Source organism: Prosthecomicrobium pneumaticum (assembly GCF_014199915.1).
Classification (GTDB): domain Bacteria; phylum Pseudomonadota; class Alphaproteobacteria; order Rhizobiales; family Kaistiaceae; genus Prosthecomicrobium; species Prosthecomicrobium pneumaticum.
Genome location: NZ_JACHOO010000011.1, coordinates 19,329 through 43,251, shown reverse-complemented (window position 1 = coordinate 43,251; position 23,923 = coordinate 19,329). Strand labels below are relative to the sequence as shown.

24 protein-coding genes are annotated in these 23,923 nt (G+C 69.9%); 22 read left to right on the top strand and 2 right to left on the bottom strand.

The window, feature by feature from the left end; all coding sequences use genetic code 11:
• Positions 1 to 106: 106 nt before the first annotated feature.
• Positions 107 to 1,300 (bottom strand): citrate synthase, encoded by a 1,194-nt coding sequence (locus GGQ63_RS19840; RefSeq protein ID WP_183858358.1) that lies wholly within the window; start codon positions 1,298 to 1,300, stop codon positions 107 to 109.
• A gap of 100 nt (positions 1,301 to 1,400) precedes the next feature.
• Between GGQ63_RS19840 and GGQ63_RS19835 the strand changes: the two genes are divergently transcribed.
• On the top strand, positions 1,401 to 2,543 hold the full coding sequence (locus GGQ63_RS19835) for a citrate synthase (RefSeq protein ID WP_183858357.1): 1,143 nt from the start codon (positions 1,401 to 1,403) through the stop codon (positions 2,541 to 2,543).
• Positions 2,544 to 2,558: 15 nt separating this feature from the next.
• On the opposite strand, the gene GGQ63_RS19830 is transcribed toward GGQ63_RS19835, so the two are convergent.
• The gene (locus GGQ63_RS19830) at positions 2,559 to 3,509 is read right to left on the bottom strand and encodes a LysR family transcriptional regulator (RefSeq protein ID WP_183858356.1); all 951 of its coding nucleotides are present in this window, start codon (positions 3,507 to 3,509) and stop codon (positions 2,559 to 2,561) included.
• A gap of 93 nt (positions 3,510 to 3,602) precedes the next feature.
• On the opposite strand from GGQ63_RS19830, the gene GGQ63_RS19825 reads away from it, so the two are divergent.
• The 21 genes from GGQ63_RS19825 to GGQ63_RS19725 all read left to right on the top strand — a co-directional run bounded on the left by GGQ63_RS19825 (position 3,603) and on the right by GGQ63_RS19725 (position 23,901).
• Positions 3,603 to 4,508 (top strand): dioxygenase family protein, encoded by a 906-nt coding sequence (locus GGQ63_RS19825; protein ID WP_183858355.1) that lies wholly within the window; start codon positions 3,603 to 3,605, stop codon positions 4,506 to 4,508.
• Between the two features lie 3 nt (positions 4,509 to 4,511).
• Positions 4,512 to 5,471, top strand: coding sequence for a VOC family protein (locus GGQ63_RS19820; RefSeq protein ID WP_183858354.1), 960 nt, complete (start codon positions 4,512 to 4,514; stop codon positions 5,469 to 5,471).
• A complete protein-coding gene (locus tag GGQ63_RS19815; protein ID WP_183858353.1) occupies positions 5,468 to 6,127 on the top strand; it encodes an alpha/beta hydrolase in 660 nt (219 codons plus the stop codon). Before GGQ63_RS19820 ends, GGQ63_RS19815 begins: the two co-directional genes overlap by 4 nt.
• Positions 6,124 to 7,188 carry a maleylacetate reductase gene (locus GGQ63_RS19810; RefSeq protein WP_183858352.1) on the top strand — a complete coding sequence of 355 codons (1,065 nt, stop codon included), beginning with the start codon at positions 6,124 to 6,126 and terminating at the stop codon, positions 7,186 to 7,188. The genes GGQ63_RS19815 and GGQ63_RS19810 overlap by 4 nt, the downstream gene beginning before the upstream one ends.
• 36 nt (positions 7,189 to 7,224) lie before the next feature.
• Positions 7,225 to 8,499 carry an ABC transporter substrate-binding protein gene (locus GGQ63_RS19805; RefSeq protein WP_183858351.1) on the top strand — a complete coding sequence of 425 codons (1,275 nt, stop codon included), beginning with the start codon at positions 7,225 to 7,227 and terminating at the stop codon, positions 8,497 to 8,499.
• Between the two features lie 69 nt (positions 8,500 to 8,568).
• Positions 8,569 to 9,285 (top strand): ABC transporter ATP-binding protein, encoded by a 717-nt coding sequence (locus GGQ63_RS19800; RefSeq protein WP_183858350.1) that lies wholly within the window; start codon positions 8,569 to 8,571, stop codon positions 9,283 to 9,285.
• Positions 9,282 to 9,989, top strand: a complete 708-nt coding sequence (locus tag GGQ63_RS19795) for an ABC transporter ATP-binding protein (RefSeq protein WP_183858418.1) — start codon at positions 9,282 to 9,284, stop codon at positions 9,987 to 9,989. Before GGQ63_RS19800 ends, GGQ63_RS19795 begins: the two co-directional genes overlap by 4 nt.
• Complete coding sequence (locus GGQ63_RS19790; protein ID WP_183858349.1) at positions 9,986 to 10,849, top strand: branched-chain amino acid ABC transporter permease; 864 nt, start codon at positions 9,986 to 9,988, stop codon at positions 10,847 to 10,849. Before GGQ63_RS19795 ends, GGQ63_RS19790 begins: the two co-directional genes overlap by 4 nt.
• A gap of 10 nt (positions 10,850 to 10,859) precedes the next feature.
• Positions 10,860 to 11,909: a branched-chain amino acid ABC transporter permease gene (locus GGQ63_RS19785; RefSeq protein ID WP_183858348.1), complete on the top strand. Its 1,050-nt coding sequence runs from the start codon at positions 10,860 to 10,862 to the stop codon at positions 11,907 to 11,909.
• Positions 11,909 to 13,663, top strand: a complete 1,755-nt coding sequence (locus GGQ63_RS19780; protein WP_183858347.1) for an FAD-dependent oxidoreductase — start codon at positions 11,909 to 11,911, stop codon at positions 13,661 to 13,663. The genes GGQ63_RS19785 and GGQ63_RS19780 overlap by 1 nt, the downstream gene beginning before the upstream one ends.
• A gap of 12 nt (positions 13,664 to 13,675) precedes the next feature.
• Positions 13,676 to 14,581, top strand: coding sequence for an intradiol ring-cleavage dioxygenase (locus GGQ63_RS19775; RefSeq protein WP_183858346.1), 906 nt, complete (start codon positions 13,676 to 13,678; stop codon positions 14,579 to 14,581).
• A 69-nt stretch (positions 14,582 to 14,650) separates the two neighbouring features.
• Positions 14,651 to 15,469, top strand: coding sequence for an SDR family NAD(P)-dependent oxidoreductase (locus GGQ63_RS19770; protein ID WP_183858345.1), 819 nt, complete (start codon positions 14,651 to 14,653; stop codon positions 15,467 to 15,469).
• Positions 15,470 to 15,537: 68 nt separating this feature from the next.
• Complete coding sequence (locus GGQ63_RS19765) at positions 15,538 to 16,836, top strand: ABC transporter substrate-binding protein (protein ID WP_183858344.1); 1,299 nt, start codon at positions 15,538 to 15,540, stop codon at positions 16,834 to 16,836.
• 24 nt (positions 16,837 to 16,860) lie between these two features.
• Positions 16,861 to 17,589: an ABC transporter ATP-binding protein gene (locus tag GGQ63_RS19760; RefSeq protein ID WP_183858343.1), complete on the top strand. Its 729-nt coding sequence runs from the start codon at positions 16,861 to 16,863 to the stop codon at positions 17,587 to 17,589.
• A complete protein-coding gene (locus GGQ63_RS19755) occupies positions 17,586 to 18,338 on the top strand; it encodes an ABC transporter ATP-binding protein (protein WP_183858342.1) in 753 nt (250 codons plus the stop codon). The genes GGQ63_RS19760 and GGQ63_RS19755 overlap by 4 nt, the downstream gene beginning before the upstream one ends.
• The gene (locus GGQ63_RS19750) at positions 18,325 to 19,182 is read left to right on the top strand and encodes a branched-chain amino acid ABC transporter permease (RefSeq protein WP_183858341.1); all 858 of its coding nucleotides are present in this window, start codon (positions 18,325 to 18,327) and stop codon (positions 19,180 to 19,182) included. The genes GGQ63_RS19755 and GGQ63_RS19750 overlap by 14 nt, the downstream gene beginning before the upstream one ends.
• The gene (locus GGQ63_RS19745) at positions 19,179 to 20,231 is read left to right on the top strand and encodes a branched-chain amino acid ABC transporter permease (RefSeq protein ID WP_246429896.1); all 1,053 of its coding nucleotides are present in this window, start codon (positions 19,179 to 19,181) and stop codon (positions 20,229 to 20,231) included. Before GGQ63_RS19750 ends, GGQ63_RS19745 begins: the two co-directional genes overlap by 4 nt.
• Complete coding sequence (locus GGQ63_RS19740; protein ID WP_183858340.1) at positions 20,228 to 21,244, top strand: zinc-dependent alcohol dehydrogenase; 1,017 nt, start codon at positions 20,228 to 20,230, stop codon at positions 21,242 to 21,244. Before GGQ63_RS19745 ends, GGQ63_RS19740 begins: the two co-directional genes overlap by 4 nt.
• A gap of 12 nt (positions 21,245 to 21,256) precedes the next feature.
• On the top strand, positions 21,257 to 22,045 hold the full coding sequence (locus tag GGQ63_RS19735; protein ID WP_183858339.1) for an alpha/beta fold hydrolase: 789 nt from the start codon (positions 21,257 to 21,259) through the stop codon (positions 22,043 to 22,045).
• A gap of 27 nt (positions 22,046 to 22,072) precedes the next feature.
• Positions 22,073 to 23,293 carry an acyl-CoA dehydrogenase family protein gene (locus tag GGQ63_RS19730; protein ID WP_183858338.1) on the top strand — a complete coding sequence of 407 codons (1,221 nt, stop codon included), beginning with the start codon at positions 22,073 to 22,075 and terminating at the stop codon, positions 23,291 to 23,293.
• A 65-nt stretch (positions 23,294 to 23,358) separates the two neighbouring features.
• The gene (locus GGQ63_RS19725; RefSeq protein WP_246429895.1) at positions 23,359 to 23,901 is read left to right on the top strand and encodes a flavin reductase family protein; all 543 of its coding nucleotides are present in this window, start codon (positions 23,359 to 23,361) and stop codon (positions 23,899 to 23,901) included.
• Positions 23,902 to 23,923 lie beyond the last annotated feature (22 nt).

Genomic DNA, 23,923 nt, shown 5'->3' with positions numbered 1-23,923 from the left:
CTTTGAAGCGCTGCTCGGAGATTGAACAGGGCCTCAATGTACCGTTCCGGAGGCGGTTCCGCTTTTCGTGATCGCCGCCCAGGGATCCTGGTGATCCGAACCGCCGTCAGCGAAGAACGGGCGGTCCGACATAGCGCGCGCGGGGGCGGATCAGCTTCTCCTCGCCGCGCTGCTCGAGCGCGTGGGCGATCCAGCCGACCGTCCGGCCGACGGCGAAGAGGGCGAGCGCACCGCCCGGCGGCAGGGCGAGCGCGCGGCGGAGCGCGACGAGCGCGAAATCGACATTCGGCCGCCGTCCCGCCGTCTCCGCCATGACCGTCGCGAGCGCCTCGCGGCCCGGATCGGGCGGCAGCAGCGGCAGCAGAGCCGCGGCGCGCGGGTCGCCGTCCGGATAGAGCGGGTGGTCGAAGCCCGGCACGCCGTCGCCCCGCCGCAGCCGCGCCTCGACGACCGCCGCCGCGTCGCCCGCCGCATCGATCTCGCCGAGCAGCATCTCGACGAGGCTCGTCGTGCCGCCGTGCAGCGGACCGCTCAGGGCGGAGAGGCCGGCATTGAGGCAGGCGCCGAGCGAGGCGCCGGTCGAGGCGACGACGCGCACCGCGAAGGCCGAGGCATTGAGCTCGTGGTCGGCGAGGAGCACGAGGGCGCGCCGGATCAGATCGGCGCCCGCCGCATCGAGCCCCCAGGCGCGGGCGAGATGGCGGTGGACCGGCAGCGTGTCGGGCTCGCTGAGGCTCGCCGCGGCGGCGAGCGCGCGCAGCAGCGCCGCCGCGCCCGGCCAGAGCCGGCGGCTGTCGCGCTGCCAGGCGATCGCCCAGCCGGCCGAAACGAGCGGCAGCAGCGTCTGGCAGCGCTCGGTGAGCGGCATGGTGGCGAGCCGCTGCAGCAGGCCGGGCGCCCAGGGCGCCGCCACCGCGCCGCGCTCCGCGAAGGGATCGTGCCCGTCGCAGCCCCACAGAAGCCGGGCGACATCCTCGAGCGTCGCCTCGGCCGAGAGCGCGATCGCGTCGCGTCCGCGATAGAACAGCCCACCGGTCTCGATCAGCGTGATGCCGGAGGCGAGCACCGGCAGGCCCCAGTCGAGCGTCGCCGCCGCCGCCTCGCGCGGGCCGCGGCCGGCCGCCTTCCGCTTCTCGAGCGTCGCGATGTCGGCGGCACTGTAGAGGCGCTTCCGCGGGTCGCCGGCCGCCGCGCTCGCCCGGATCAGCCCGCGGCTGACATAGGCGTAGAGCGTCGCCCGGCTGATGCCGAGCCGCGCGGCGGCGGCTTCGGCGTCGAGGAGATCGTCGGGCGGCGGCATAGGCGGGCTCGATGGATTGATCGATCGAATCAAGATTGACGATGTTGATACAATCAAGATGCTCATCCCCCGTCAATCACGAGGATCGCGGGAGAACATCATGAGCCCCCTTTCGGCCACCGCAGCACCGGCCCTCGCTCCCGGCCATACCGCGCCGGGTCTCGACGATGTCGTCGCCGCGGAGACCGTGCTCAGCCATGTCGACGGCGCCGCCGGCCGCCTGATCCTGCGCGGCCACGATCTCGACGTGCTCGCCGACTGGCGTTTCGAAGCCGTGCTCGCGCTGCTGTGGCGGGATCTCGTCCCCGAGCCGATGGACGCCGCAGGGATCGCCAGGGCGCTCGGCACCGCCCGCGAGGAGGCCTTCGCGATCGCCGCGCCGCTGCTCGCCGCGACCGATCCGCTCACCCCGGTCGAGGCACTGCGTCTGATGCTCGCGGCGCTCGCCGATGCCGCCACGACGCCGCATCACGTGCTCGCCGTCGCCGCCGTCCCGGTCTTCGCCGCGGCGATCGCCCGCCGCAGGCGCGGCGCGGCGCCGGTCGCGCCCGACCGGACGCGCGGCCATGCCGAGGATTTCCTCGCCATGCTCGGCGGCGATGCTCCGTCGCCGGCCGCCGTCGCCGCGCTCGACGCCTATCTCGTCACCGTCGCCGATCACGGGCTGAACGCTTCGACCTTCGCCGCCCGCGTCGTCGCCTCGACCCGCGCCGGCCTGTTCTCCTCGGTCGTCGCGGGGCTCTGCGCGCTCAAGGGGCCGCTGCATGGCGGCGCGCCCGGGCCGGTGCTCGACATGCTCGACGCGATCGGCACGACGGCGCGCATCCGGCCCTGGCTCGTCGATGCGCTCGCCCGCGGCGAGCGGCTGATGGGCTTCGGCCACCGCATCTATCGCGTCCGCGATCCGCGTGCCGACGTGCTGAAGCGGGCGGTGGCCGGGCTGCGCGATCGCGGCGGCCGGATCGCCTTTGCCGAGGCGGTCGAGGCGGAGGCGCTCGCCCTGCTCGCCCAGAAGAAGCCGCTGCGGCCGCTCGCCACCAATGTCGAATTCTACACCGCGCTGCTGCTCGAGGCGGTCGGCTTCCCGCGCGACGGCTTCACCAATGTCTTCGCCGCCGGGCGGATGGCCGGCTGGACGGCGCATGTGCTCGAGCAGGAGCGGACCGGCCGGCTGATCCGGCCGCAATCGCGCTATGTCGGCCCCGTGCCGGCGGCCCGCCCGGTGTCCCGAGCGCCCGAATGAACGACGGCGACGCCGCTAGCGGCCCCACACCACCGCGTTCTCGTGCCGCTTGATGATGTGCTTCAGGTTCTCGAACGCGTTGGTGACATGGCCGGCGAAACGCTCGGCGGCGGGCGAGCGCTGCGCCCCGACCCGGCGCAGAATGCCGAGCGAGCGGTTCGGCTGAGGGATCTCGTAAGGGAGCACCGTGACGCGGTTCTCCTTGCGCTGCGCGAACACGACGGAGAAGGGGAGCACGGCGAGCGCGTCGGTCTCGGCGAGGAAGTTGATGACGCTCATCAGCGAGCCGCCGGAATAGCGGATGTTGAGGTCCGACATGCCGATGCTCATCAGGATCATCTGCAGGTCCGACATCAGCGGCGAGCCGGGCAGCGGCGCCACCCAGGGATAGCGGCTGAGATCGTGCGCGCGGAGCCGCCGGTTGCGCAGCAGCGGATGGCCGGGCCGGCAGGCGACGATGTTGCGGCCGGGCAGGATCTCGGTGAACTCGAAGCTCGGCCCGAGATCGAGCACGCCGATCGGCACGATGCCGAGATCGATCTGGTTGCCTTCGAGCGCGCCGACCAGTTCCGGCAGGTTCATATAGCTCTGCTGCACCGTCACCTCGGGCTCGAGGTTGAGGAATTCGCCGATCATCCGGCTGATCATCGCATCCATGAAGAAGGGCACGCCGCCGACCCGCACCAGGCCCTTCGTCCCCTTCATGAAGCCCTGAACCGCATCGGAGGCCTTGCGTGATGCGGTGATGATGGTGCGGCCCTGCGCGGCGAGTTGCGCCCCGAGCGGCGTCGCCTGCAGCGGCCGGCGCCCCTTGACGAAGAGCGGCTCGCCGACCCGCGCCTCGAGCGAGGCGAGCGAGCGGCTCACCGCCGGCTGGGTCAGGCCCAGCATGGCGGCACCTTCCGAGACACCGCCGGCATCGAGCACGGCGGCGAGCTGCATCAGATGGCGCTCGTTCAGCTTCATAGCAAAATGCTATATCGCTCGTCCTACAACTCATCAAGGACCGGCCGGCCCCGTGCTACTCCTTTCCTCAAGGGGAAGGGAGGCCCCGGGAGGATGGACGGTCAGCACGACGACCGGCAGGAGGCGCGCATCCGCGCGATCTCGGCCCAGGCGGAGGAGTTCGCCCGGCGTCTCGCCGGTGCCGAGCCGTCCCGTCTCGTCGACGCCGCGCGGGCGACCGTCGGCGGCCTGCACGCCCTCGTCGCCGCGCTGCGGCCGACCGGCGAGGAGTTTCTTCTCGCGATCGATTTCTTGACCGAGGTCGGCCACTACGCCGACTCCCGCCGCCAGGAATGGGTGCTGCTCGCCGATGTGCTCGGCGTCTCCTCGCTGATCGAAGACCAGAACAATCCGCGCCCGGCGGGATGCACGCCGAACACGCTCGCCGGCCCGTTCTACCGCGCCGACGTGCCGGAGACGGCGCTCGGCGCCAATCTCTCGCGCGACGGCGAGGGCGAGCCGCTCGCCGTCACCGGCCGGGTGCTCGGCGCGGACGGCACGGCGGTGGCGGGCGCCGTTCTCGAGGTCTGGCACGCCAATGCCGAAGGGCTCTACGAGAACCAGCAGCCGGACCGGCAGCCGGAATTCAACCTGCGCGGGCGCTTCCGCACCGATGCGCAGGGCCGCTTCCACTTCGTCAGCGTCAAGCCGAAGGGCTACAGCCTGCCCTCCGACGGGCCGGTCGGCCGCCTGATGACGGCGCTCGGCCTCGGCCTCGAGCGGCCGGCGCACATCCATTTCCGCGTCGCGGCCGAGGGCTTCGAGACGCTCACCACGCATGTCTTCGACCGGGCGGATCCCGCCATCGGCCGGGACGCCATCTTCGGGGTCAAGCCCGAACTCATGGCCGAGTTTCGCGCACTGCCGCCCAATGGAGGGAAGCGGAAGCACGCGCTCGACCTCACGCTCGTGCTCTGCCCGCGCGGGCAGGGCCGCCCCGCAACCCATGGGAGGACATGACCGATGACCCGCGTCAGCGGCTACCACCACCTGACTATGTCGACCGACGGTGCCCAGGAAGATTTCGACTTCTATACGAAGGCGCTCGGTCTCCACTCGGTGAAGCGCACCGTGCTCTTTGACGGTGTGATCCCCGTCTATCATCTCTATTACGGCTCGCCGAACGGCGACGCCTCGACGATCATCACCACCTTCCCGTTCCGCAAGCCCGGCGTCTTCGGCCGGCGCGGCACCAACCAGTCGCGCACCATCATGCAATCGATCCCGGTCGGCGCCGCCGATTTCTGGGTCGACCGGCTGAACGCGCGCGGCATCGCGGCGGAGAAGGTCACCCGCTTCGGCGCCGATCGCGCCGTCTTCGCCCATCCCTGCGGCATCGCCCACGAACTGGTCGAGAGCGATGGCGACAGCCGCGCGCCGATCACCAACGAGGCGCAGGGCATCGGCGCCGATCATGGCATCAAGGGCATCTATGGCGCCTCGGTGGCGGTCACCGACCGCACGGCGATGGACGATTTCCTCACCATCGCCCTGCCGCTCGAAAAGGAGGCCGACAACCATGAGGGCCTCGTCTTCCGTGTGCCGGACGCGAACGGCATCGTCCAGCGCGTCGAGGTGATCGTCGACCGCGACAGCCCGCAGGGCACCTGGACGCTCGCCGGCGGCACCATCCACCACCTCGCCCTCAACACCGGCGACGAGGAGAACCAGATGGCGCTCCGGGCCCATATCGAGGGCCTCGGCTTCACCGACATCTCCGAGCAGAAGGACCGCAACTACTTCAAGTCCTGCTATGTCCGCTCGCCGGGCGGTGCGCTGTTCGAACTGGCCTGGACGACGCCCGAGGGCTGGGCGAAGGACGAGCCGCCGGGCCAGATCGGCAAGACCCTCGTCTTCCCGCCCTGGTTCAAGGACCGCGAGGCCGAGCTGCGCGCCGGCCTCGAGGAAGCGACCTTCGCATGACGACGGGCGGCGGTCCGCTCCGGCGCGGCGCGCGCGGCACGGCGGCGAAGACGGTCTGCGTCTTCGTCCATGGCCGCGGCCAGTCGCCGGAGGAGATCGAGGCCCATGTGCTGGCGCGGCTCGCCGCGCCGGCGGTCGCCTTCGTGCTGCCGCGCGCCCCCTCGGGCGCGTGGTACGAGGCGCGCGCCGTCGATCCGCTGACCCCGGTCGCCCGCGCCCAGCTCTCCGCCGCGACCGACCATCTCGCCGCGGCGCTCGCCGCAGCGCGGGCCGAACTGCCCGGCCTGCCGCTGCTGCTTGCCGGCTTCTCGCAGGGCGCCTGCCTCGCGATCGAATATGTCTGCGCCGGCCTGCCGCCGCCCGATGCGCTCGCCGCCTTCACCGGCTGCCGTGTCGGCGTCGCCTCCGACGGCCGGCCCGAGGCCGCGCCGCGCGGCCTGCCGGTCTATCTCTCCGGCGCCGACGCCGATCCCTGGATCCCGGTCGCCGCCTTCGCCGATGCCGCAACGAGCCTCGGCCGCGCCGGTGCGCAGCTGCGCGCCGATCTCTTTCCCGGCCGCGAGCACAGCGTCTGCGACGCCGAGATCGCCATGCTCGCGGGCCTGCTCGACGATCTCGCCGCCGGACGGCGGCCCCGAATGGAGGCGGCGCGATGATGGACCGTTTCGTCTTCCCCGGCCTCACAACCCGCGTCGTGTTCGGCTCGGGCACGCTCGTCAAGGCCGAAGAGGAGGTTCGCCGCCTCGGCCATGGCCGCGCGCTCGTCCTGTCGACGCCGCACCAGAAGGCGGACGCCGAGCGCCTCGCCGCGGCGCTCGGCGATCTCTCGGCCGACGTCTTCGCCGAGGCCGCCATGCACACCCCGGTCGAGATCACCGAGCGGGCGGTCGCCGCCTTCCGGGCGAGCGGCGCCGGCGCCGTCGTCAGTCTCGGCGGCGGGTCGACCACAGGGCTCGGCAAGGCGATCGCGGTGCGCACCGGCGCCGACCAGGTCGTCATCCCGACCACCTATGCCGGCTCGGAGATGACCGACATCCTCGGCGAGACGGCAGCGGGCGAGAAGACCACCCGCCGCTCGCCCGACATCCGGCCCGAGACGGTGATCTACGACGTCGACCTGACGCTCACCCTGCCGGTCGGCCTCACCGTCACCTCGGCGATGAACGCGATCGCCCATGCGATGGAGGCGTTCTACGCGCCCGACCGCAATCCGGTGATCGAGCTGATGGCCCGCGACGCCCTCGTCGCCTTCCGCGACGGCCTGCCGCGCCTGATCGCCGATCCGCACGATGCCGCGGCGCGGGCGAAGGCGCTCTATGCGGCGTGGTGCTGCTCGACCGCGCTCGGCTATGTCTCGATGGCGCTGCACCACAAGCTGGCGCACGTCTTCGGCGGCTCGTTCGACACGCCGCACGCCGACACCCACGCGATCCTGCTGCCCTACACGACCGCCTTCAACGAGGCCGCCGTGCCGGCCCTCCTCGCCCCGATCGCCGACACCTTCGGCGGCGGCTCGGCGGGCGGCGGCCTGTGGGATTTCGCGACCGCGGTCGGCGCACCGACGAGCCTCGCCGCGATCGGCATTGAGGAGGCCGATCTCGACCGCGCCGCCGAGATCGCGGTGAAGAACGCCTATGCCAATCCGCGACCGATCGATCGGGGATCGATCCGCGACCTCCTCCAGGCGGCGTGGGAGGGACGCCGCCCGGAGGCCTGACGACACAGACAGAGAGAGAAGAGGGAGGAGAGAATCATGATCACGAGACGGAAATTCCTGAAGGCCTCGGCCGCCACCGGTGTCGCGCTCGCCGCCTCCGGCCTCGCCGCGCCGGCGATCGCGCAAGGGGCGAAGATCAAGCTCGGCTATGTCTCGCCGCAGACCGGCCCGCTCGCCGGCTTCGCCGAGAGCGACGCCTTCAACATCGAGGCGTTCCTCGCCTCCGACGTCGGCAAGAACTTCGAGGTTCTGGTCAAGGACAGCCAGTCCAACCCGAACCGCGCCGCGGAAGTGGCGAAGGAGCTGATCGTCGACGACGAGATCGACCTGATGCTGGTCGGCTCGACGCCCGAGAACACCAACCCCGTCGCCACCACTTGCGAGGCGGAGGGCGTGCCGGTCGTCTCGACCATGGCGCCCTGGCAGCCCTGGTTCATCGGCCAGCAGGGCAATCCCGGCGACCCGGGCTCGTGGAAGCCGTTCGACTTCGCCTTCCACTATTTCTGGGGCCTCGAGGACATCATCGCCACCTACACCTCGATGTGGAAGCAGCTCGGCACGGGCGGCAAGGTGGGCGGCCTGTTCCCCAACGACGCCGACGGCAATGCCTGGGGCGACCCGAAGAACGGCCTGAAGCCGGGTCTCGAGGCGGCGGGCTTCAGCCTCCTCGATCCCGGCCGCTACCAGAACCTGTCGGACGATTTCACCGCCCAGATCAATGCCTTCAAGGCCGGCGGCATCGAGATCGTGACGGGCGTCGTCATCCCGCCCGACTTCACCACCTTCTGGAACCAGGCCCGCCAGCAGGGCTTCCGGCCGAAGGCGGCGACGGTCGCGAAGGCGATCCTCTTCCCGCAATCGGTCGAGACGCTCGGCGAAGCCGGCCACAACCTCTCTTCCGAGGTGTGGTGGTCGGCTTCCCATCCCTTCAAGTCGTCGATCACCGGCGAGAGCTCGGCCGATCTCGCGGCCGCCTTCACGGCGAAGACCGGCCGGCCGTGGACCCAGCCGATCGGCTTCGTGCACTCGCTGTTCGAGGTCGCGGCGAACGTCATGGGCCGCGCGTCCGATCCGACCGATGCGGAATCGGTCGCCGCGGCGATCGCGGCCACCGATATGGCGACGGTCGTCGGCAAGGTGGCGTGGAACGGTGCCGGCATGCCGCCCTTCGCGGCGAAGAACGTCTGCAAGACGCCGCTCGTCGGCGGCCAGTGGCGGCGCAAGGCGGACGGCACCTTCGATCTCGTCGTCGTCGATAATTCGAACGCCCCCGAGATCGCCGCGCAGGGAACGATGGAAGCCCTCGCCTGACCTCGGAATGCCGGGGCGGCGGCCGTCGCCGCCCCGCTCTCCCGCCCGGATAGGACCGCGAACCGACCGATGATCCTGCGCCTCGAAAACGTCTCCAAGTCCTTCGGTGCCCTGAAGGTGACGGACGCCGTGTCGGTCGACGTACCACGCGGCGAGGCGCTCGGCATCATCGGGCCGAACGGCGCCGGCAAGTCGACCCTCTTCAACCTGATCACCGGCAATCTTCTGCCGAATGCCGGCCGGATCGAGTTCCTCGGCCGCGACGTCACCCGCACCCCGGCGATGGAGCGGGTGCGGATGGGCGTCGGCCGCTCGTTCCAGATCCCGCAGCCCTTCGAGGGGCTGACGGTATTCGAGAACCTGCTCACCGCCGCCACCTTCGGCCGCGGCGGTCGGGAGGCCGAGATGGTCGAGGACTGCGCGGCGATCCTCGAGGAGACCGAGCTTCTGAAGAAGGCGAACCTCGTCGCCGGAACGCTCAGCCTGCTCGATCGCAAGCGGCTCGAACTCGCCCGCGCCATGGCGACCGGGCCGGAACTCCTGCTCCTCGACGAGATCGCCGGCGGCCTCACCGAGGGCGAGTGCCGCGCGCTCGTGGCGACGATCCGCCGGATCCATGCGAAGGGCACGACGATCATCTGGATCGAGCACGTCCTGCACGCCCTCAACGCGGTGGTCGAGCGGCTGCTGGTGCTCGATTTCGGCCGCGTCATCGGCATTGGCGCGCCCGACGCCATCATGGCCTCGAAAGAGGTGCGCGAAATCTATCTGGGGCTCGAGGTCTGATGCTGCTCGAGACCCGCGGCCTCACCGCCAGTTACGGCCAGTTCCGCGCCCTGTTCGGCGTCGACGTGACGATCGCCGCCGGCGAGTGCGTGGCGATCATCGGCGCGAACGGCGCCGGCAAGTCGACGCTGATGCGCGCGATCACCGGCATCCTGCGCAACGAGCCCGGCATGGTGCTGCACAAGGGCGAGCCGATCGGCGCGCTGTCGCCGGCTGCGATCATGCAGCGCGGCATCGCCATGGTGCCGGAAGGCCGCCGTCTCTTCCCTTCGCTGTCGGTCGAGGAGAACCTCCTGATCGGCGGCCAGATGCGCAAGGTCGCGGGCCCGTGGAGCCTCGAGGCGGTCTACGACCTGTTTCCGATCCTGAAGGAGCGGCGCAGGAGCCCCGGCACCGCGCTCTCCGGCGGCCAGCAGCAGATGGTGGCGATCGGCCGGGCGCTGATGTCCAACCCCGAGCTCCTGCTCTGCGACGAGATCAGCCTCGGCCTCGCCCCGGTGGTCATCCGCGACATCTATGCCGCCCTGCCGAAGATCCGCGCCGGCGGTGCCGCGATGGTCGTCGTCGAGCAGGACATCGGCAAGGCGCTTTCGGTCGCCGACCGGGTCTATTGCATGATGGAGGGCCGGGTGACGCTCGCCGCTCCCGCCGCGGCGGTGACGCGCGCGGCGATCCATGCCGCCTATTTCGGGGAGGCGGCATGATCTGGCTCGACACCCTCGTCCAGGGCGTGCTGCTCGGCGGGCTCTATGCGCTGTTCGCCGCCGGGCTCAGCCTCGTCTTCGGCATCATGCGGCTCGTCAATCTCGCCCATGGCGACCTGATCGTCTTCGCCGCCTATCTGATCCTCGTCGGCGTGACGATGCTCGGCCTGTCCCCGCTCGTCGCCCTCATCGTCGCCGCGCCGGTGATGTTCGGCGTCGGCTGGCTCCTGCAGAGCCTCGTGCTCAATCGGGTGCTCGGCAAGGACATCCTGCCGCCGCTCCTCGTCACCTTCGGCCTGTCGGTGACGCTGCAGAACGGCCTGCTCGAAACCTTCTCCGCCGACAGCCGCCGCATTCCGGCCGGCACGCTCGAAGGCGCCTCGATCGATCTCGGCCTCGTCACCGTCGGCGTGATGCCGCTCCTCACCTTCCTCTCGGCGGTGGCGGTGATCGTCGGGCTCAACGCGCTCTTCTATCGCACCGCGCTCGGCCGCGCCTTCCGCGCCACCTCGGACGACGCCGTCGTCGCCGGGCTGATGGGCATCGAGCCGAAGCGCGTCTTCGCGGTCGCCACCGGCCTCGCCATGGCGGTCGTCACGGTCGCCGCGCTCTATCTCGGCATGCGGGCGAATTTCGACCCGTCGATCGGCCCGGCCCGGCTGATCTACGCCTTCGAGGCGGTGATCATCGGCGGCCTCGGCAGCCTGTGGGGCACGCTCGCCGGCGGCGTGATCATCGGCGTCGCGCAGACGGTCGGCGCCGCGATCAATCCGGAATGGCAGATCCTCGCCGGTCACATCGCCTTCCTCGTCGTGCTGCTCGTCAAGCCGCGCGGTCTCTTCCCGCGCGCGGTGGATTGAGGAGGACGGCATGTATCGGCTCACCATCCGCACCCGTGCCGGCAACGCCACGACGATCGCCGTCGCCCTCCTCATCCTGATCGGTCTCGCCCTGCCGGCGGTGGCGCCGCGCTCGGCGATCCAGGACCTCTTCTTCATCCTGACGATGCTGACGCTGGCGCAGCTCTGGAACCTGCTCGCCGGCTATGGCGGCCTGATCTCGGTCGGCCAGCAGGCCTTTGTCGGCATCGGCGCCTATGCGATGTTCGCCGGCGTCATTCTCCTCGGCTGGAACCCGGTCGTCGCCATCCTCTTCGGCGGGCTGGCCGCCTTCCTCCTCGCCATCCCCTTCGCCTATCTCGCCTTCCGGCTGCAGGGCGCCTATTTCGCGATCGGCACCTGGGTGCTCGCCGAGGTGACGCGCCTCCTCGTCGCGCAATGGAAGACGCTCGGCGGCGGCACAGGCACCTCGCTGCCGCGCGAGGCGACGAGCGCCATTCTCGGCACCGACACGATCCGCGCGCTGTTCGGCGTGCGCGATGCGGCGGCGCGCGACATCCTCGCCTATTGGCTGGCGCTCGTCCTCGTCGTCGCGGTCACCGGCGGCATCTACTGGCTCCTGCGCAGCCGGCTCGGCCTCGCCCTCGCCGCGGTGCGCGACAATGTCGATGCCGCCGGCTCGGTCGGCGTCGACACGGGCCGGCTCAAATGGGCGGTGTTCCTGATCGCCGCGGTCGCCACCGGGCTGACGGGCGGCCTCGTCTTCATGCAGACGGCGCGCATCTCGCCCGATGCCGCCTTCGCGCTCACCGACTGGACGGCCTACGTCATCTTCATCGTCGTCATCGGCGGCATCGGCACGATCGAAGGCCCGGTCATCGGCGTGCTGGTGCTCTTCGCGCTCCGCGCCGCGCTCGCCGATTACGGCAGCTGGTACCTGATGACGCTCGGCGTGCTCGCCATCGCCGTCATGCTGTTCGCACCGAAGGGGCTGTGGGGGCTGATCTCCGCGAGGACCGGCCTGCACCTGTTTCCGGTCCGCCGCAGGCTGACCGGTCCGAAGATCGAGGGAGGAAACTGATGGCGGATATCGAGACCGACGTTCTGATCGTCGGCACAGGCCCGGCCGGCTCGGCGACGGCGGCGCTGCTGTCGAGCTCCGGCGTCGCCAACATGGTCGTCAACCGCTACCGCTGGCTCGCCAACACGCCGCGCGCCCACATCACCAATCAGCGCGTGATGGAAGTGCTGCGCGATCTCGGCCCCGAGGTCGAGGCGGAGGCGATGATGCACGCCTCGCCGCAGGAGATCATGGGCGAGAACGTGTTCTGCGAAAGCCTCGCCGGCGAAGAGATCGGCCGGATGAAGAGCTGGGGCACGCACCCTCTGTCGAAGGCGGAGCACCTCCTGTCCTCGCCCTGCTTCATGAACGATCTGCCGCAGACCTTCATGGAGCCGATTCTCTTCAAGACCGCCTGCGCCCGCGGCACGCAGGCGCGGATGAGCACGGAATATCTCTCCCACGAGCAGGATGCCGACGGCGTCACAACCACCTGCCGCGACCGCCTGTCGGGGCGCGACTTCACGGTGCGCTCGAAATTCCTCGTCGGCGCCGATGGCGGCAATTCGCTGGTCGCCGAGCATCTCGGCCTGCCCTTCGAGGGCCGCATGGGCGTCGGCGGCTCGATGAACATCCTGTTCCGCGCCGACCTCTCCAAATATGTCGCCCACCGTCCGAGCGTCCTCTATTGGGTGATGCAGCCCGGCGCCGATGTCGGCGGCATCGGCATGGGCCTCGTGCGCATGGTCCGGCCGTGGAACGAGTGGCTGATCGTCTGGGGCTACGACATCAACCAGCCGCCGCCCGACGTGACGCCGGACTTCGCGACCGGCGTCGCCCGCCAGCTGATCGGCGATCCGCAGCTCGAGATCGAGCTGCTCGGCGCCAACACCTGGACGGTCAACAACTGCTTCGCGCTCGAGATGCAGAAGGGCCGCGTCTTCATCATGGGCGATGCGGCGCACCGCCATCCGCCCTCGAACGGCCTCGGCTCCAACACCTCGATCCAGGACGGCTTCAACCTCGCCTGGAAGCTCGCCAAGGTCGTCAAGGGCGAGGCCGGCCCCGGCCTGCTCGACACCTATTCGGCCGAGCGTGCGCCGATCGCCCGCCAGATCGTCACCCGCGCCAACCAGTCGATCGCCGAATTCGGGCCGATCTTCGAGGCGCTCGGCATGGATGGCGGCGTCGATCACGACAAGATCCAGCGCAACATGGAGGCGCGCGCCGACGCGACGCCGGCCGCCGAGGCGCAGCGCGAGGCGCTCCGCAAGGCGATCGCCTTCAAGAAATACGAGTTCGACGCGCACGGCGTCGAGATGAACCAGCGCTACCGCTCGTCCGCCGTCGTCACCGACGGACAGGAGGAGCCGGCCTTCCCCGCCGATCGCGAGCTGCATTATGCGCCGACCACCTGGCCGGGCGCCCGCCTGCCACATGTCTGGGTGTTCGACAGGGCGGGCAAGCAGATCTCGACGCTCGATCTCTGCGGCCGCGGCGAGTTCACGCTGCTGACCGGCATCGGCGGCGAGGCCTGGGTCGAGGCGGCGAAGACCATCGGTGCCGAACTCGGCCTGTCGATCCGCACCCATGTGATCGGACCGCGCCGGCCGATCGAGGATCATCTCGGCGACTGGGCGCGTGCGCGCGAGATCCGCGACGCCGGCTGCCTGCTCGTCCGGCCGGACCATCACGTCTGCTGGCGCGCGGTCGATCGCGCCGCCGATCCGGCGGCGGAGCTCCGTCGCGTCCTCACATCCATCCTGGCGCGCTAGAGGGAGGGCCCGATGCCGAACGAGCACGAATACGGCTACTTCACCGAGGCGGACTCCGCCGAGGTCGTCGTCGCCCGCAACAAGAACGCCGAGAGCGAGCGGCTGAAACAGGTGATGGAGGTCATCACCCGCAAGCTGCACGAGGCGGTGAAGGAGATCGAGCCGACCCAGGACGAGTGGCTGCGCGCCATCTTCTTCCTCACCGAGACCGGCCAGATCTGCAACGAGTGGCGGCAGGAATACATCCTGCTTTCGGACGTGCTCGGCGTCTCGATGCTCGTCGATGCGATCAACAACCGGAAGCCCTCCGGCGCGTCGGAATCGACCGTGCTCGGACCCTTCCACGTCGCCGGTGCGCCGGAACTGCCGATGGGCGCGGATATCTGCCTCGACCGGAAGGGCGAGCCGATGTTCGTGCACGGCCGCATCCTCGACACCGAGGGGCGGCCGATCGCGAACGCCAAGATCGACGTCTGGCAGGCGAATGACGAGGGCTTCTACGACGTCCAGCAGAAGGGCATCCAGCCCGATTTCAACCTGCGCGGCGTGTTCCGCACCGGCGCGGACGGTCGCTACTGGTTCCGCGGCGTCAAGCCGAAATACTACCCGATCCCGGATGACGGACCGGTCGGCAAGCTGCTCGGCGCGCTCGGCCGCCATCCCAACCGGCCGGCGCATCTCCACTACATCATCTCGGCCGAGGGCTACGACACGCTCACCACGCACATCTTCGATCCGGACGATCCCTACATCGATTCCGACGCGGTGTTCGGCGTGAAGAAGAGCCTGCTCGCCGAATTCAGGCCCGTCGACGACGCGCAAGCCGCGGCCGCGGTCGGCCTCGCCGCACCCTATTACGACGTCGGCTTCGACTTCGTGCTGTCCCGCGCCAAACAGCGGGATGCGGCGGCCGCCTGACGACGGCGGGACGACGACGGCCGGGCGCGGGGAGGCGCCCGGAACGACCTGCGGAACCGGGAGGATGAGATGGCCGCACTCGAGAAGATGTTCGACGTCCGGGGCAAGTCGGTGATCGTCACCGGCGGCGCGAGCGGCATCGGCCGCGCCTATGCCGAGATCATGGCCGAGCACGGGGCGAAGGTTTCCATCTTCGACCTCAATCCGGTGGGGCTCGAGAAGACCGTCGCCGAAATCCGCGCGACCGGCGGCGACGTCCGCGGCCTTGTGGTCGATGTCGGCGACCGGCCGGGCATGGCGGCCGCCTTCGACGCGGTCGCCGAAGAGCGCGGCGGGATCGACGTCGTCTTCGCCAATGCGGGCATCGACGCCGGCCCGGGCTTCAACACGCCGACCGGCGAGCGCAATCCCGAAGGGGCGATCGAGAACCTGCCCGACGAGCATTGGGACAAGGTGATCGAGATCAACCTGACCTCGGTCTACACGACCATCAAGCACGCCGTGCGGCACATGAAGCCGAACGGCGGAGGCCAGATCATCGTCACCTCCTCGATCGCCTCGCTGATCAATGAGAGCATCGTCGGCACGCCCTACATGCCGGCGAAGGCGGGTGTGAACCATCTCGTCCGTCACATGGCGATGGAACTCGGCGCCTATGGCATCCGCATCAACGCGATCCTGCCGGGCCCCTTCATCACCAACATCGCCGGCGGACGGCTGCGCAATCCGGAGGACCGCCGGGCCTTCGAGGCGCAGTCGCTGATCGGCCGCATCGGCGATCCGGAGGAGATCAAGGGCCTCGCGCTCTACCTCGCTTCGCCGGCCTCGTCCTACGTCACCGGCTCGCTGATCGTCATCGACGGCGGCGCGCTCCTGCGCATGACCTGAGCACGACGGCAGCGGCGCCGCCGAGGAGGGCGCGCCGTCCGCCGGAATTCCAGAGGGAGGGAAAAGAGATGTACTACAACAAGCTCGTGAAGTCGGGCCTGCGGCCGAGTCGCCGGACCGTCCTGAAGGGCCTCGGCGCCGCGGCGGGCACGCTCGCGCTGCCGGGCTATGTGCGGGCGCAGACCGCCGGCACGATCAAGGTCGGCTATATCAGCCCGACCACCGGCCCGCTCGCCCTGTTCGGCGAGACCGACGGCTACACGCTCGACAAGATCCGCGCTTTCCTCGGTGGCAAGCTCGAATCCTCGAACGGCAAGACCTATGCGATCGAGATCCTCGACCGCGACAGCCAGTCGAACCCCAACAAGTCGTCGGAAATCGCCGGCAATCTGATCCTCAACGACGAGGTCCAGCTGCTGCTGCCGGCCTCGACCACCGACACCATCCTGCCGGCGGCCGAACAGGCGGAACTCTACGAGACCCCCTGCCTGTCGTCGGGCGCGCCCTGGCAGGCGGTCGTCATGCCGCGCGGCGGCGCCGAGGCGAGCTTCGACTGGACCTATCACTTCTTCTGGGGCCTCGACGAGGCGCTCAACACCTTTGTCGGGCTGTGGAACGGGCTCGACACCAACAAGAAGGTCGGCATGCTGTTCCCCCAGAACATCGACGGCGAGACCTGGGGCAATGACGGCTACGGCCTGCCGGTGCCGACCCGCGCCGCCGGCTACGAGGTCGTGGTGCCCGGCTATTTCCAGCCGCGCACCAACGATTTCTCGGCCCAGATCGCCGAGTTCAAGAAGCAGAACTGCGAGATCATCGGCGGCATCACCTATCCCGACGATCTGAAGACCTTCGTCACCCAGTGCAATCAGCAGGGTTTCAAGCCGAAGGCGGTGACGGTCGCGGCGGCGCTGCTCTTCCCCGGCGGCGTCGAGGCGATGGGGCCGCTCGGCAACGGCATGTCCTCCGAGGTGTGGTGGACGCCGGCCTTCCCCTTCAAGTCCTCGCTCACCGGCCAGGTCAGCCGCGATCTCGCGGTGCAGTGGGAGGCCGACACCAAGCGCCAGTGGACGCAGCCGCTCGGCTATTCGCACGGCCTGCTCGAAGTGGCGATCGACGTGCTGAAGCGCGCCGCCGACCCGCTCGACCGTGAATCGGTGCGCGATGCGGTGGCGGCGACCGACCTGCAGTCGCTCGTCGGCCACATCAAGTTCGACGGCTCGACCCACAAGAACGTCTGCAAGACGCCGATCTTCGGCGGCCAGTGGGTGAAGGGCGAGAAGTGGCCCTACGACCTCAAGATCGTCGACAACACGGTCAACCAGCTCTTCGAGCCGGAGCAGAAGATCCAGCCGATCTCCTGGTGAGGTGACGGGACGCGGAGGGCGGCAATGGATCGGGAAGTCCTTTTGGAAGCGCGCGCGGTGTCGAAGTCCTTCGGCGCCGTCCGCGTCCTGCACGAGGTGAGCTTCGACGTGCATCGGGGCGAGGTGCTCGGCATTCTCGGCCCGAACGGCGCCGGCAAGACGACGCTGTTCAACATGATCAGCGGCGACCTGAAGGCGTCCGGCGGCGAGATCCATCTCGCCGGCACGGCGCTGCGCGGCGAGCCGCCCTTCCGGCGCTGCCGGATGGGGATCGGGCGGACCTACCAGATCCCGCGTCCCTATTCCGGCATGACCACCTTCGAAAATCTGCTGGTCGCCGCCGCGTTCGGCGGCGGCCGCTCCGAGAAGGAGAGCTACGCCTTCTGCGCCCAGGTGCTGCGCGACTGCGAGCTGTCCGACAAGGCGAACCGCCAGGCCGGCGCGCTGACGCTGCTCGACCGCAAGCGCCTCGAACTCGCCCGCGCGCTCGCCTCCGATCCGAAACTGCTGCTGCTCGACGAGATCGCCGGCGGGCTCACCGACGAGGAATCGAAGGATCTCGTCGCGCTGGTGCGGCGCATCCGCGACCGCGGCGTGACGATCGTCTGGATCGAGCACGTGCTGCACGCGCTGCTCGCCGTCGCCGACCGGCTGCTCGTCCTGAACTTCGGCGAGAAGATCGCCGAGGGGCCGCCCGCCGAGGTCATCGCGCTGCCCGACGTGCAGCGCATCTATATGGGGATCGAGGGATGAGCGCGGTTCTCTCCACCCATGGGCTCGTCGCCCGCTATGGCGACTTCCAGGCGCTCTACGGCGTCGACACCGAGCTCGGCGCCGGCGAGTGCGTCGCGCTGATCGGTGCCAACGGCGCCGGCAAGTCGACCTTCCTGCGCGCCGTGATGGGCCTCCTGCCGGTCGCCCGCGAGATGGTGCGGCTCGACGGCGAGCCGGTCGGCGGCACCGCTCCGGACCGGATGGTCCAGAAGGGCGTCGCGATCGTGCCGGAGGGCCGGCGGCTCTTCACCGGCATGTCGGTCGAGGACAATCTGCGCGTCGCGATCGATCAGGCGGCCCGCGCCGCCGGGAAGGCCGGCGCCAGGGCCGGAGGGAAGGGCGGCTGGACGCTGAAGCGCGTGCACGATCTCTTCCCGATCCTCGCCGAGAAGGCGCGCACGCCCGTGCAGAGCCTGTCGGGCGGCCAGCAGCAGATGGTGGCGATCGGCCGGGCGCTGCTCTGCCAGCCGCGCGTGCTGCTCTGCGACGAGATCAGCCTCGGCCTGGCGCCGAAGGTGATCCGCGAGATCTACGCCGCGCTCCCCGAGATCCGGGCGGCCGGCACCGCGGTGATCCTCGTCGAGCAGGATGTCGGCCTCGCCCAGTCGGCCTCGGATCGCCTCTACTGCATGCTCGAGGGCCGCGTCACGCTCGCCGGCAAGTCCGCCGAGATCAGCCGGGCGCAGATCGGCGAAGCCTATTTCGGAGTGGGCCATGCAGTGGCTTGATGCGCTGATCCAGGGTGTGCTCCTCGGCGGGATGTATGCCCAATACGCGCTCGGCATGGCGCTGATGTTCGGCGTCATGCGGATCGTCAACATCAGCCATGGCGATCTCGTCATCCTCCTGTCGCTGATCGGCATCTCGCTCGCTTCCGCCTTCGGCCTCGGCCCGCTGCCGGTGCTCGTCGCGCTGGTGCCGCTCGCCGTGCTGATCGGCTTCGTGCTGCAGAAGACGGTGCTCAACCGGGTGGTCGGCAACGATCCGCTGCCCTCGCTGATCGCCACCTTCGGCCTGTCGATCGCGCTGCAGAACCTGATGCTGCAGATCTGGTCGGCGAACAGCCGCTCGCTGCCGGGCTACGGGCTCGAGAGCCGGTCGATCGAGATCGGCGGCATCTATATCGGCCTCCTGCCGGTGATCGTGCTGGCGGTCGCGACGGGCCTCACCTGGGGCCTCGACCTGATGCTGAAGCGCACCCGCTTCGGCCGGGCGCTGCGTGCCGCGGCGGCCGATGTCGAGGCGGCGGCGATGACCGGCATCGATCCGCGTGCCGTCTATGCGCTCGCCACCGCCGCGGCGGTCGGCATTCTCGGCTTCGCCGCCGTGTTCCAGGCGCTCCGCTCGACGGTCGCCCCGGCCGACGGTCCGGCCCAGCTCATCTATGCCTTCGAGGCGGTGATCATCGGCGGCATGGGCTCGGTCTGGGGCGCCTTCATCGGCTCGATGGTGCTCGGCATCTCGCAGGCGATCGGCTTCCGCATCGATCCCGGCTTCGGCGTGCTCGCCGGCCACATCGTCTTCCTGTTCGTGCTGGCGACCCGCCCGCAGGGCCTGTTCGGAAGGGCATGACCATGACCGCCGTCCCGTTCGCCGATGCCGGCCTGCCCGCCGTCCGGGTGCAGCGCCAGACGCCGTCCGGCCGCATCGCGCTGACCCTCGCGCTCGCCGCTCTGGTGGCGCTCGTCGCCATGCCGTGGTGGGCCTCGACCGGCACGATCCGCTGGATCCTCGAACTCTGCTGCTATCTCGCGGTGGCGCAGATGTGGAACCTCCTCGCCGGCTATGCCGGCCTCGTCTCGGTCGGCCAGCAGGCCTTCATGGGCGCTGCGGGCTATGCCCTCTTCGTGCTCGCCCAGACCTACGGCATCAATCCCTTCCTCGCCGTCTTCCTGTCGCTGCTCGTCCCGGCGGTCCTCGCCGTACCGACCTATTTCCTGCTGCACCGGCTGGAGGGGCCCTATTTCTCGATCGGCACCTGGGTGGTCGCCGAGGTGTTCCGCCTCGTCTCGACCAATCTGCCGCTCGTCAATTCCGGCGCCGGCATGTCGCTCCGGGTGATGAAGGACTACTCCGCCTTCGAGCGGAACGTCGCCATGTCGCTGCTCTGTGCGACGCTGCTCCTCGTCACGCTCGGCGGCAGCTACTGGCTGCTGCGCTCGCGCTTCGGCCTCGCCCTCATCGCCATGCGCGACAATCCGGTCGCCGCGGCGAGCCAGGGCGTCCAGGTCGGCCGGCTGCGCTTCCTCATCTATGTCGCCGCGGCGGTCGGCTGCGGCCTCGCCGGCGCGATCTACTTCATGGCGCAGCTGCGCATCACGCCCGGCTCCGCCTTCGACCCGATGTGGGCGAACCTCGCCATCTTCATCGTCATGGTCGGCGGCATCGGCTCGATCGAGGGCGTCCTGATCGGCACGCTGATCTTCTTCGTCGCCGACCGCTGGTTCGGCGAATACGGCGCCTCCTATTTCGTCGTGCTCGGCCTGATGACGCTCGCCGTCGCCCTCTATGCCCGGACCGGCATCTGGGGGGCGATCGCCAGGCGCTGGGATGCGCCCTGGTTCCCGATCGGCCGCAGACTGATCGATCCGCAACAGGGGACGAAGGGGGAGACGCGATGAGAGCGGCCATTTTCGACGGGGTCGGCATTCCGCTCCGCATCGACCGGGTGGAGGATCCGGCGCCCGCGGCGGACGAGGTCGTGCTGCGCGTCGCCGCCTGCGGCATCTGCGGCTCCGACCTCCACATCACCGAGGATCCGGCCCCCTTCGGCATCGGCCCGGGCTTCGTGCTCGGCCATGAATTCGCCGGCGAGGTGGTGGCGCGGGGTGCGGAGGTCACCGATCTCGCGCTCGGCGACCGGGTCGCGGTCGTTCCGATGCGCGGCTGCGGCCATTGCGAGACCTGCCGCCGCGGCGATCCGGCGCGCTGCGCGCAGATGGTGCTGATCGGCGGCGGCTATGCCGAATATGTCCGCGTCGCCGCGCGGCAGTGCCACATCCTGCCCGAGGAGGTCGCGCTCGAGGACGGCGCGCTCGCCGAACCGGTTTCGGTGGCGCTCCACTGCGTCGTCCGCTCCGGCATGAAGCCGGGCGATCGGGTGGCGATCCTCGGCGCCGGGCCGATCGGCCTGCTCGTCGCCTTCTGGGCACGCCGTCTCGGCGCGTCGCGCGTCGTCGTCGCCGATCTGCACAGCCATCAGCAGGAACGCGCGCTGGCGCTCGGCGCGACCGGCTTCGCGCTCTCCGGACCCGGCCTTTCCGAGAACCTCGCCGATCTCTGCGGCGGCGCGCCCGACATCGTCTTCGAATGCGTCGGCAAGCGCGGCCTGATCGCCGCGGCGGTCGATGCGGTGCGCCTGCAGGGCCGCGTGGTCGGCGTCGGCCTCTGCGTCGGCGGCGACCAGTGGGACCCGTTCGTCGCGCTGTCGAAGGAGATCGACCTCGTCTTCTCGGTCTTCTTCCATCAGCGCAACGAGTTCGGCGTCGCGCTCGATGCGCTGCGCGGCGGCCCCTTCGCGCCGCAGGCGCTCGTCACCGAGCGGATCGACCTTTCGCCCGTGCCGCAGATCTTCGAGAGCCTGCGCCGCCGCACGACGCAGTGCAAGGTTCTGATCGAGCCGGAATTCGCCTGAGGAGGAGAGCAGATGGCCGTGGACTTCGAAACGCTGGACTATGACATCGGCGGCGTCGGGACGGTGGTGAAGGCCGTCGGCGCCGGCAAGCCCGTGCTGTTCCTGCACGGCGCGGCGACGCTCGAGGGCTTCGATTTCGCCGCCGGCCTCGCCGATCGCTTCCGGGTGCTCTGCCCGAGCCATCCCGGTTTCGGTTTCTCGGGGGACGCGCCGCACGTCGCCGGCATGGCCGACATGGTGCTGCACTATCTGAACCTCCTCGATGCCCTCGATCTTCCGGAGAAGCCGCATCTGATGGGCTTCTCGATGGGCGGCTGGATGGCGACCGAGCTCGCCGCGCTCGCCCGCGAGCGCTTCGACAAGGTGGTGCTCGTCGCGCCGGCCGGGCTCAACGATCCGGCCCATCCCGCGACCGATCTCGGCGCCCTCGCGCCGCAGGACCTGCCGGCCCATCTCGCGCACGACGTCACGGTCGCGCTCGCCTTCTTCCCGGACGGCACTGACCTCGTCTTCGCCGAGCGCTTCGGCGCGGAGCGCGCCCGCGAGGGCGAGACGCTCGGCCGGCTGCTCGCGCCCTTCGGCATGGGCCACCCCAATCTCACCCGCTTCCTCGCCCGCATCACCAATCCGGCGCTCGTCGTGTGGGGCACCGAGGACCGGCTCCTGCCGGCGAGCCAGGCGCCGCTCTTCGTCGAGGCCCTGCCCGACGCGCGGCTGCTGCTGGTCGAGGGAGCCGGCCATTTCGTGCTGCAGGAGAAGCCGGAGACGCTCGCAAGGATCGGCGATTTCCTCGCCGGCTGACGCCATCGAACGTGGAGGAGAACTGAGATGAACATCCCGCTGAAGCACAGCTATTGGGGCCAGACCGTCGACTACCGGGCGATGCTCGACAAGATCGCCGAGATCGGGCCGGTGCTCGAGAAGAACGCCGCCGAGGACGAGAAGCGCGGCGAACTGACCCCGGAGAGCTTCGAGGCGCTGAAGCCGCTGCGCATGTCGCACGTGCTCGCCACCGAGGCGCTCGGCGGCGCGCAATTGCCGCCGACCCAGGTGCTCGAACTGATCGCCGCGATCACCTGGTACTCCGGCGCTGCCGGCTGGGTGTCGATGGTGCACACCTGCATCGGCGCCATGTCGGCCGCCTTCCTGCCCGACACCGCCGTCGAGCGGCTCTTCGCGCCCGGCACCGACAACCGCTTCTCCGGCCAGGGCGCTCCGCTCGGCATGCTGAAGAAGGTCGAGGGCGGCTATCGGCTGACCGGCAAGTGGAGCTATGGCAGCGGCTTCAGCCACGCCACCTACTCGCACAGCGCCGCCTTCGTCGACGACGGCACCGGCAAGCCGGCGAAGGACGAGAACGGCAATGTCATCGTGATGTGCGCCCATGCCCCGATCGAGGAGCACGTCCAGCTCGGCAATTGGGACGTGCTCGGGCTCGGCGGCACCGGCTCGATCGATTACGGCGCGCAGGACGTCTTCGTGCCCGACGATCTCGTCTTCCCGATCCTCACCGCCCCGCCGCAGCGCCTGAAGGAGCTGTTCAGCCTCGGCGTCGTCGGCCTCGCCGCGATCGGCCATACCGGCTGGGCGCTCGGCACCGGCCGCCGCATGCTCGACGAGATCGCGAAGTTCGCGCGCTCGAAGTCGGGCCGCGCCGGCCTGATCGGCGAGAGCGAGAAGTTCTGGAACGACTATGGCCGCTTCGAAGCGCGCTATCGCGCCGCCCGCGCCTTCGTCTTCGAGGTCTGGCGCGACATCGAGGCGACGGTCGAGGCCGGCACCAGCGTGACGACGCGGCAGATCAGCCTCGTCCATCTCGCGAAGTCCGAGATCCACGAGGTCGGCGTCGAGCTCTGCACCTTCGCCTATCGCGCGGCGGGCGGCGCGGGGCTGCGCGCCGGCGTCATCCAGCGCACCTTCCGCGAGATGATGGTGGCGGCCAACCACTTCACCATCGCCCCCTCGATCGTCACCTCGGCGGGTCGCGATCTCGGCGGGTTGTGGACGGACCGGACTTGGCAGTTCTACGACCTGATCGAGAAGAAGTGAGGTAAGGGCGCCGGGCCGCTTCCCTGCGGTCCGGCGCTCCGTTTCCGACGCCGAAGAGGATGCCGATGAGCCAGAGCATGTCCGACGCCTTCCGCGAGGCCTTCCGCCGCCATCCGGCCGGCGTCGCGGTGATCACCGCCGATCCCGGCGGGCGGCCCGTCGCGATGACCGTCTCCTCGCTGATCTCGGCTTCGGCGTCACCGCCCGTCGTCGCCTTCTCGCTGTCGTCGCGCTCGCGCTCGGCGGCGCCCATCCTCGAGGCGGAGACGATGGTCATCCATCTGCTGCGCTACACCGACATCGAGCTCGCCCAGCTCTGCGCCGCGAGCGGCACGGAGCGCTTCCCGCCCGGCGGCGCCTGGGAGCGGCTTTCGACCGGCGAGCCGCGCTATACCGGCGTCGCCACCTGGTTCCGCGCCCGCCGCGTCGGCGCCCTGCCGATCGAGGGCGCGACGGTGGTCGCCGCCGAGCTGCTCGAGGGCGAGGTGGAGCCCGGCTCGGATCCGCCCGAGGCCCATTCCCTCGTCTATCTCGACCGCCGCTGGCATCGGCTGCATAAGGAAATCGACCAGGCGAGCCCGCTGCTCGAACTGTCTCATTTCCTCTGATCGCGCGAAGCGGACGGATACG

Coding starts and splice junctions, on each gene's coding strand:
- GGQ63_RS19805 (WP_183858351.1), top strand. CDS start 7,225: ATGATCACGAGACGGAAATTCCTGAAGGCCTCGGCCGCCACCGGTGTC.
- GGQ63_RS19785 (WP_183858348.1), top strand. CDS start 10,860: ATGTATCGGCTCACCATCCGCACCCGTGCCGGCAACGCCACGACGATC.
- GGQ63_RS19770 (WP_183858345.1), top strand. CDS start 14,651: ATGGCCGCACTCGAGAAGATGTTCGACGTCCGGGGCAAGTCGGTGATC.
- GGQ63_RS19835 (WP_183858357.1), top strand. CDS start 1,401: ATGAGCCCCCTTTCGGCCACCGCAGCACCGGCCCTCGCTCCCGGCCAT.
- GGQ63_RS19735 (WP_183858339.1), top strand. CDS start 21,257: ATGGCCGTGGACTTCGAAACGCTGGACTATGACATCGGCGGCGTCGGG.
- GGQ63_RS19750 (WP_183858341.1), top strand. CDS start 18,325: ATGCAGTGGCTTGATGCGCTGATCCAGGGTGTGCTCCTCGGCGGGATG.
- GGQ63_RS19800 (WP_183858350.1), top strand. CDS start 8,569: ATGATCCTGCGCCTCGAAAACGTCTCCAAGTCCTTCGGTGCCCTGAAG.
- GGQ63_RS19830 (WP_183858356.1), bottom strand. CDS start 3,509: ATGAAGCTGAACGAGCGCCATCTGATGCAGCTCGCCGCCGTGCTCGAT.
- GGQ63_RS19790 (WP_183858349.1), top strand. CDS start 9,986: ATGATCTGGCTCGACACCCTCGTCCAGGGCGTGCTGCTCGGCGGGCTC.
- GGQ63_RS19815 (WP_183858353.1), top strand. CDS start 5,468: ATGACGACGGGCGGCGGTCCGCTCCGGCGCGGCGCGCGCGGCACGGCG.
- GGQ63_RS19755 (WP_183858342.1), top strand. CDS start 17,586: ATGAGCGCGGTTCTCTCCACCCATGGGCTCGTCGCCCGCTATGGCGAC.
- GGQ63_RS19730 (WP_183858338.1), top strand. CDS start 22,073: ATGAACATCCCGCTGAAGCACAGCTATTGGGGCCAGACCGTCGACTAC.
- GGQ63_RS19775 (WP_183858346.1), top strand. CDS start 13,676: ATGCCGAACGAGCACGAATACGGCTACTTCACCGAGGCGGACTCCGCC.
- GGQ63_RS19820 (WP_183858354.1), top strand. CDS start 4,512: ATGACCCGCGTCAGCGGCTACCACCACCTGACTATGTCGACCGACGGT.
- GGQ63_RS19825 (WP_183858355.1), top strand. CDS start 3,603: ATGGACGGTCAGCACGACGACCGGCAGGAGGCGCGCATCCGCGCGATC.
- GGQ63_RS19740 (WP_183858340.1), top strand. CDS start 20,228: ATGAGAGCGGCCATTTTCGACGGGGTCGGCATTCCGCTCCGCATCGAC.
- GGQ63_RS19745 (WP_246429896.1), top strand. CDS start 19,179: ATGACCATGACCGCCGTCCCGTTCGCCGATGCCGGCCTGCCCGCCGTC.
- GGQ63_RS19840 (WP_183858358.1), bottom strand. CDS start 1,300: ATGCCGCCGCCCGACGATCTCCTCGACGCCGAAGCCGCCGCCGCGCGG.
- GGQ63_RS19760 (WP_183858343.1), top strand. CDS start 16,861: ATGGATCGGGAAGTCCTTTTGGAAGCGCGCGCGGTGTCGAAGTCCTTC.
- GGQ63_RS19780 (WP_183858347.1), top strand. CDS start 11,909: ATGGCGGATATCGAGACCGACGTTCTGATCGTCGGCACAGGCCCGGCC.
- GGQ63_RS19765 (WP_183858344.1), top strand. CDS start 15,538: ATGTACTACAACAAGCTCGTGAAGTCGGGCCTGCGGCCGAGTCGCCGG.
- GGQ63_RS19725 (WP_246429895.1), top strand. CDS start 23,359: ATGAGCCAGAGCATGTCCGACGCCTTCCGCGAGGCCTTCCGCCGCCAT.
- GGQ63_RS19810 (WP_183858352.1), top strand. CDS start 6,124: ATGATGGACCGTTTCGTCTTCCCCGGCCTCACAACCCGCGTCGTGTTC.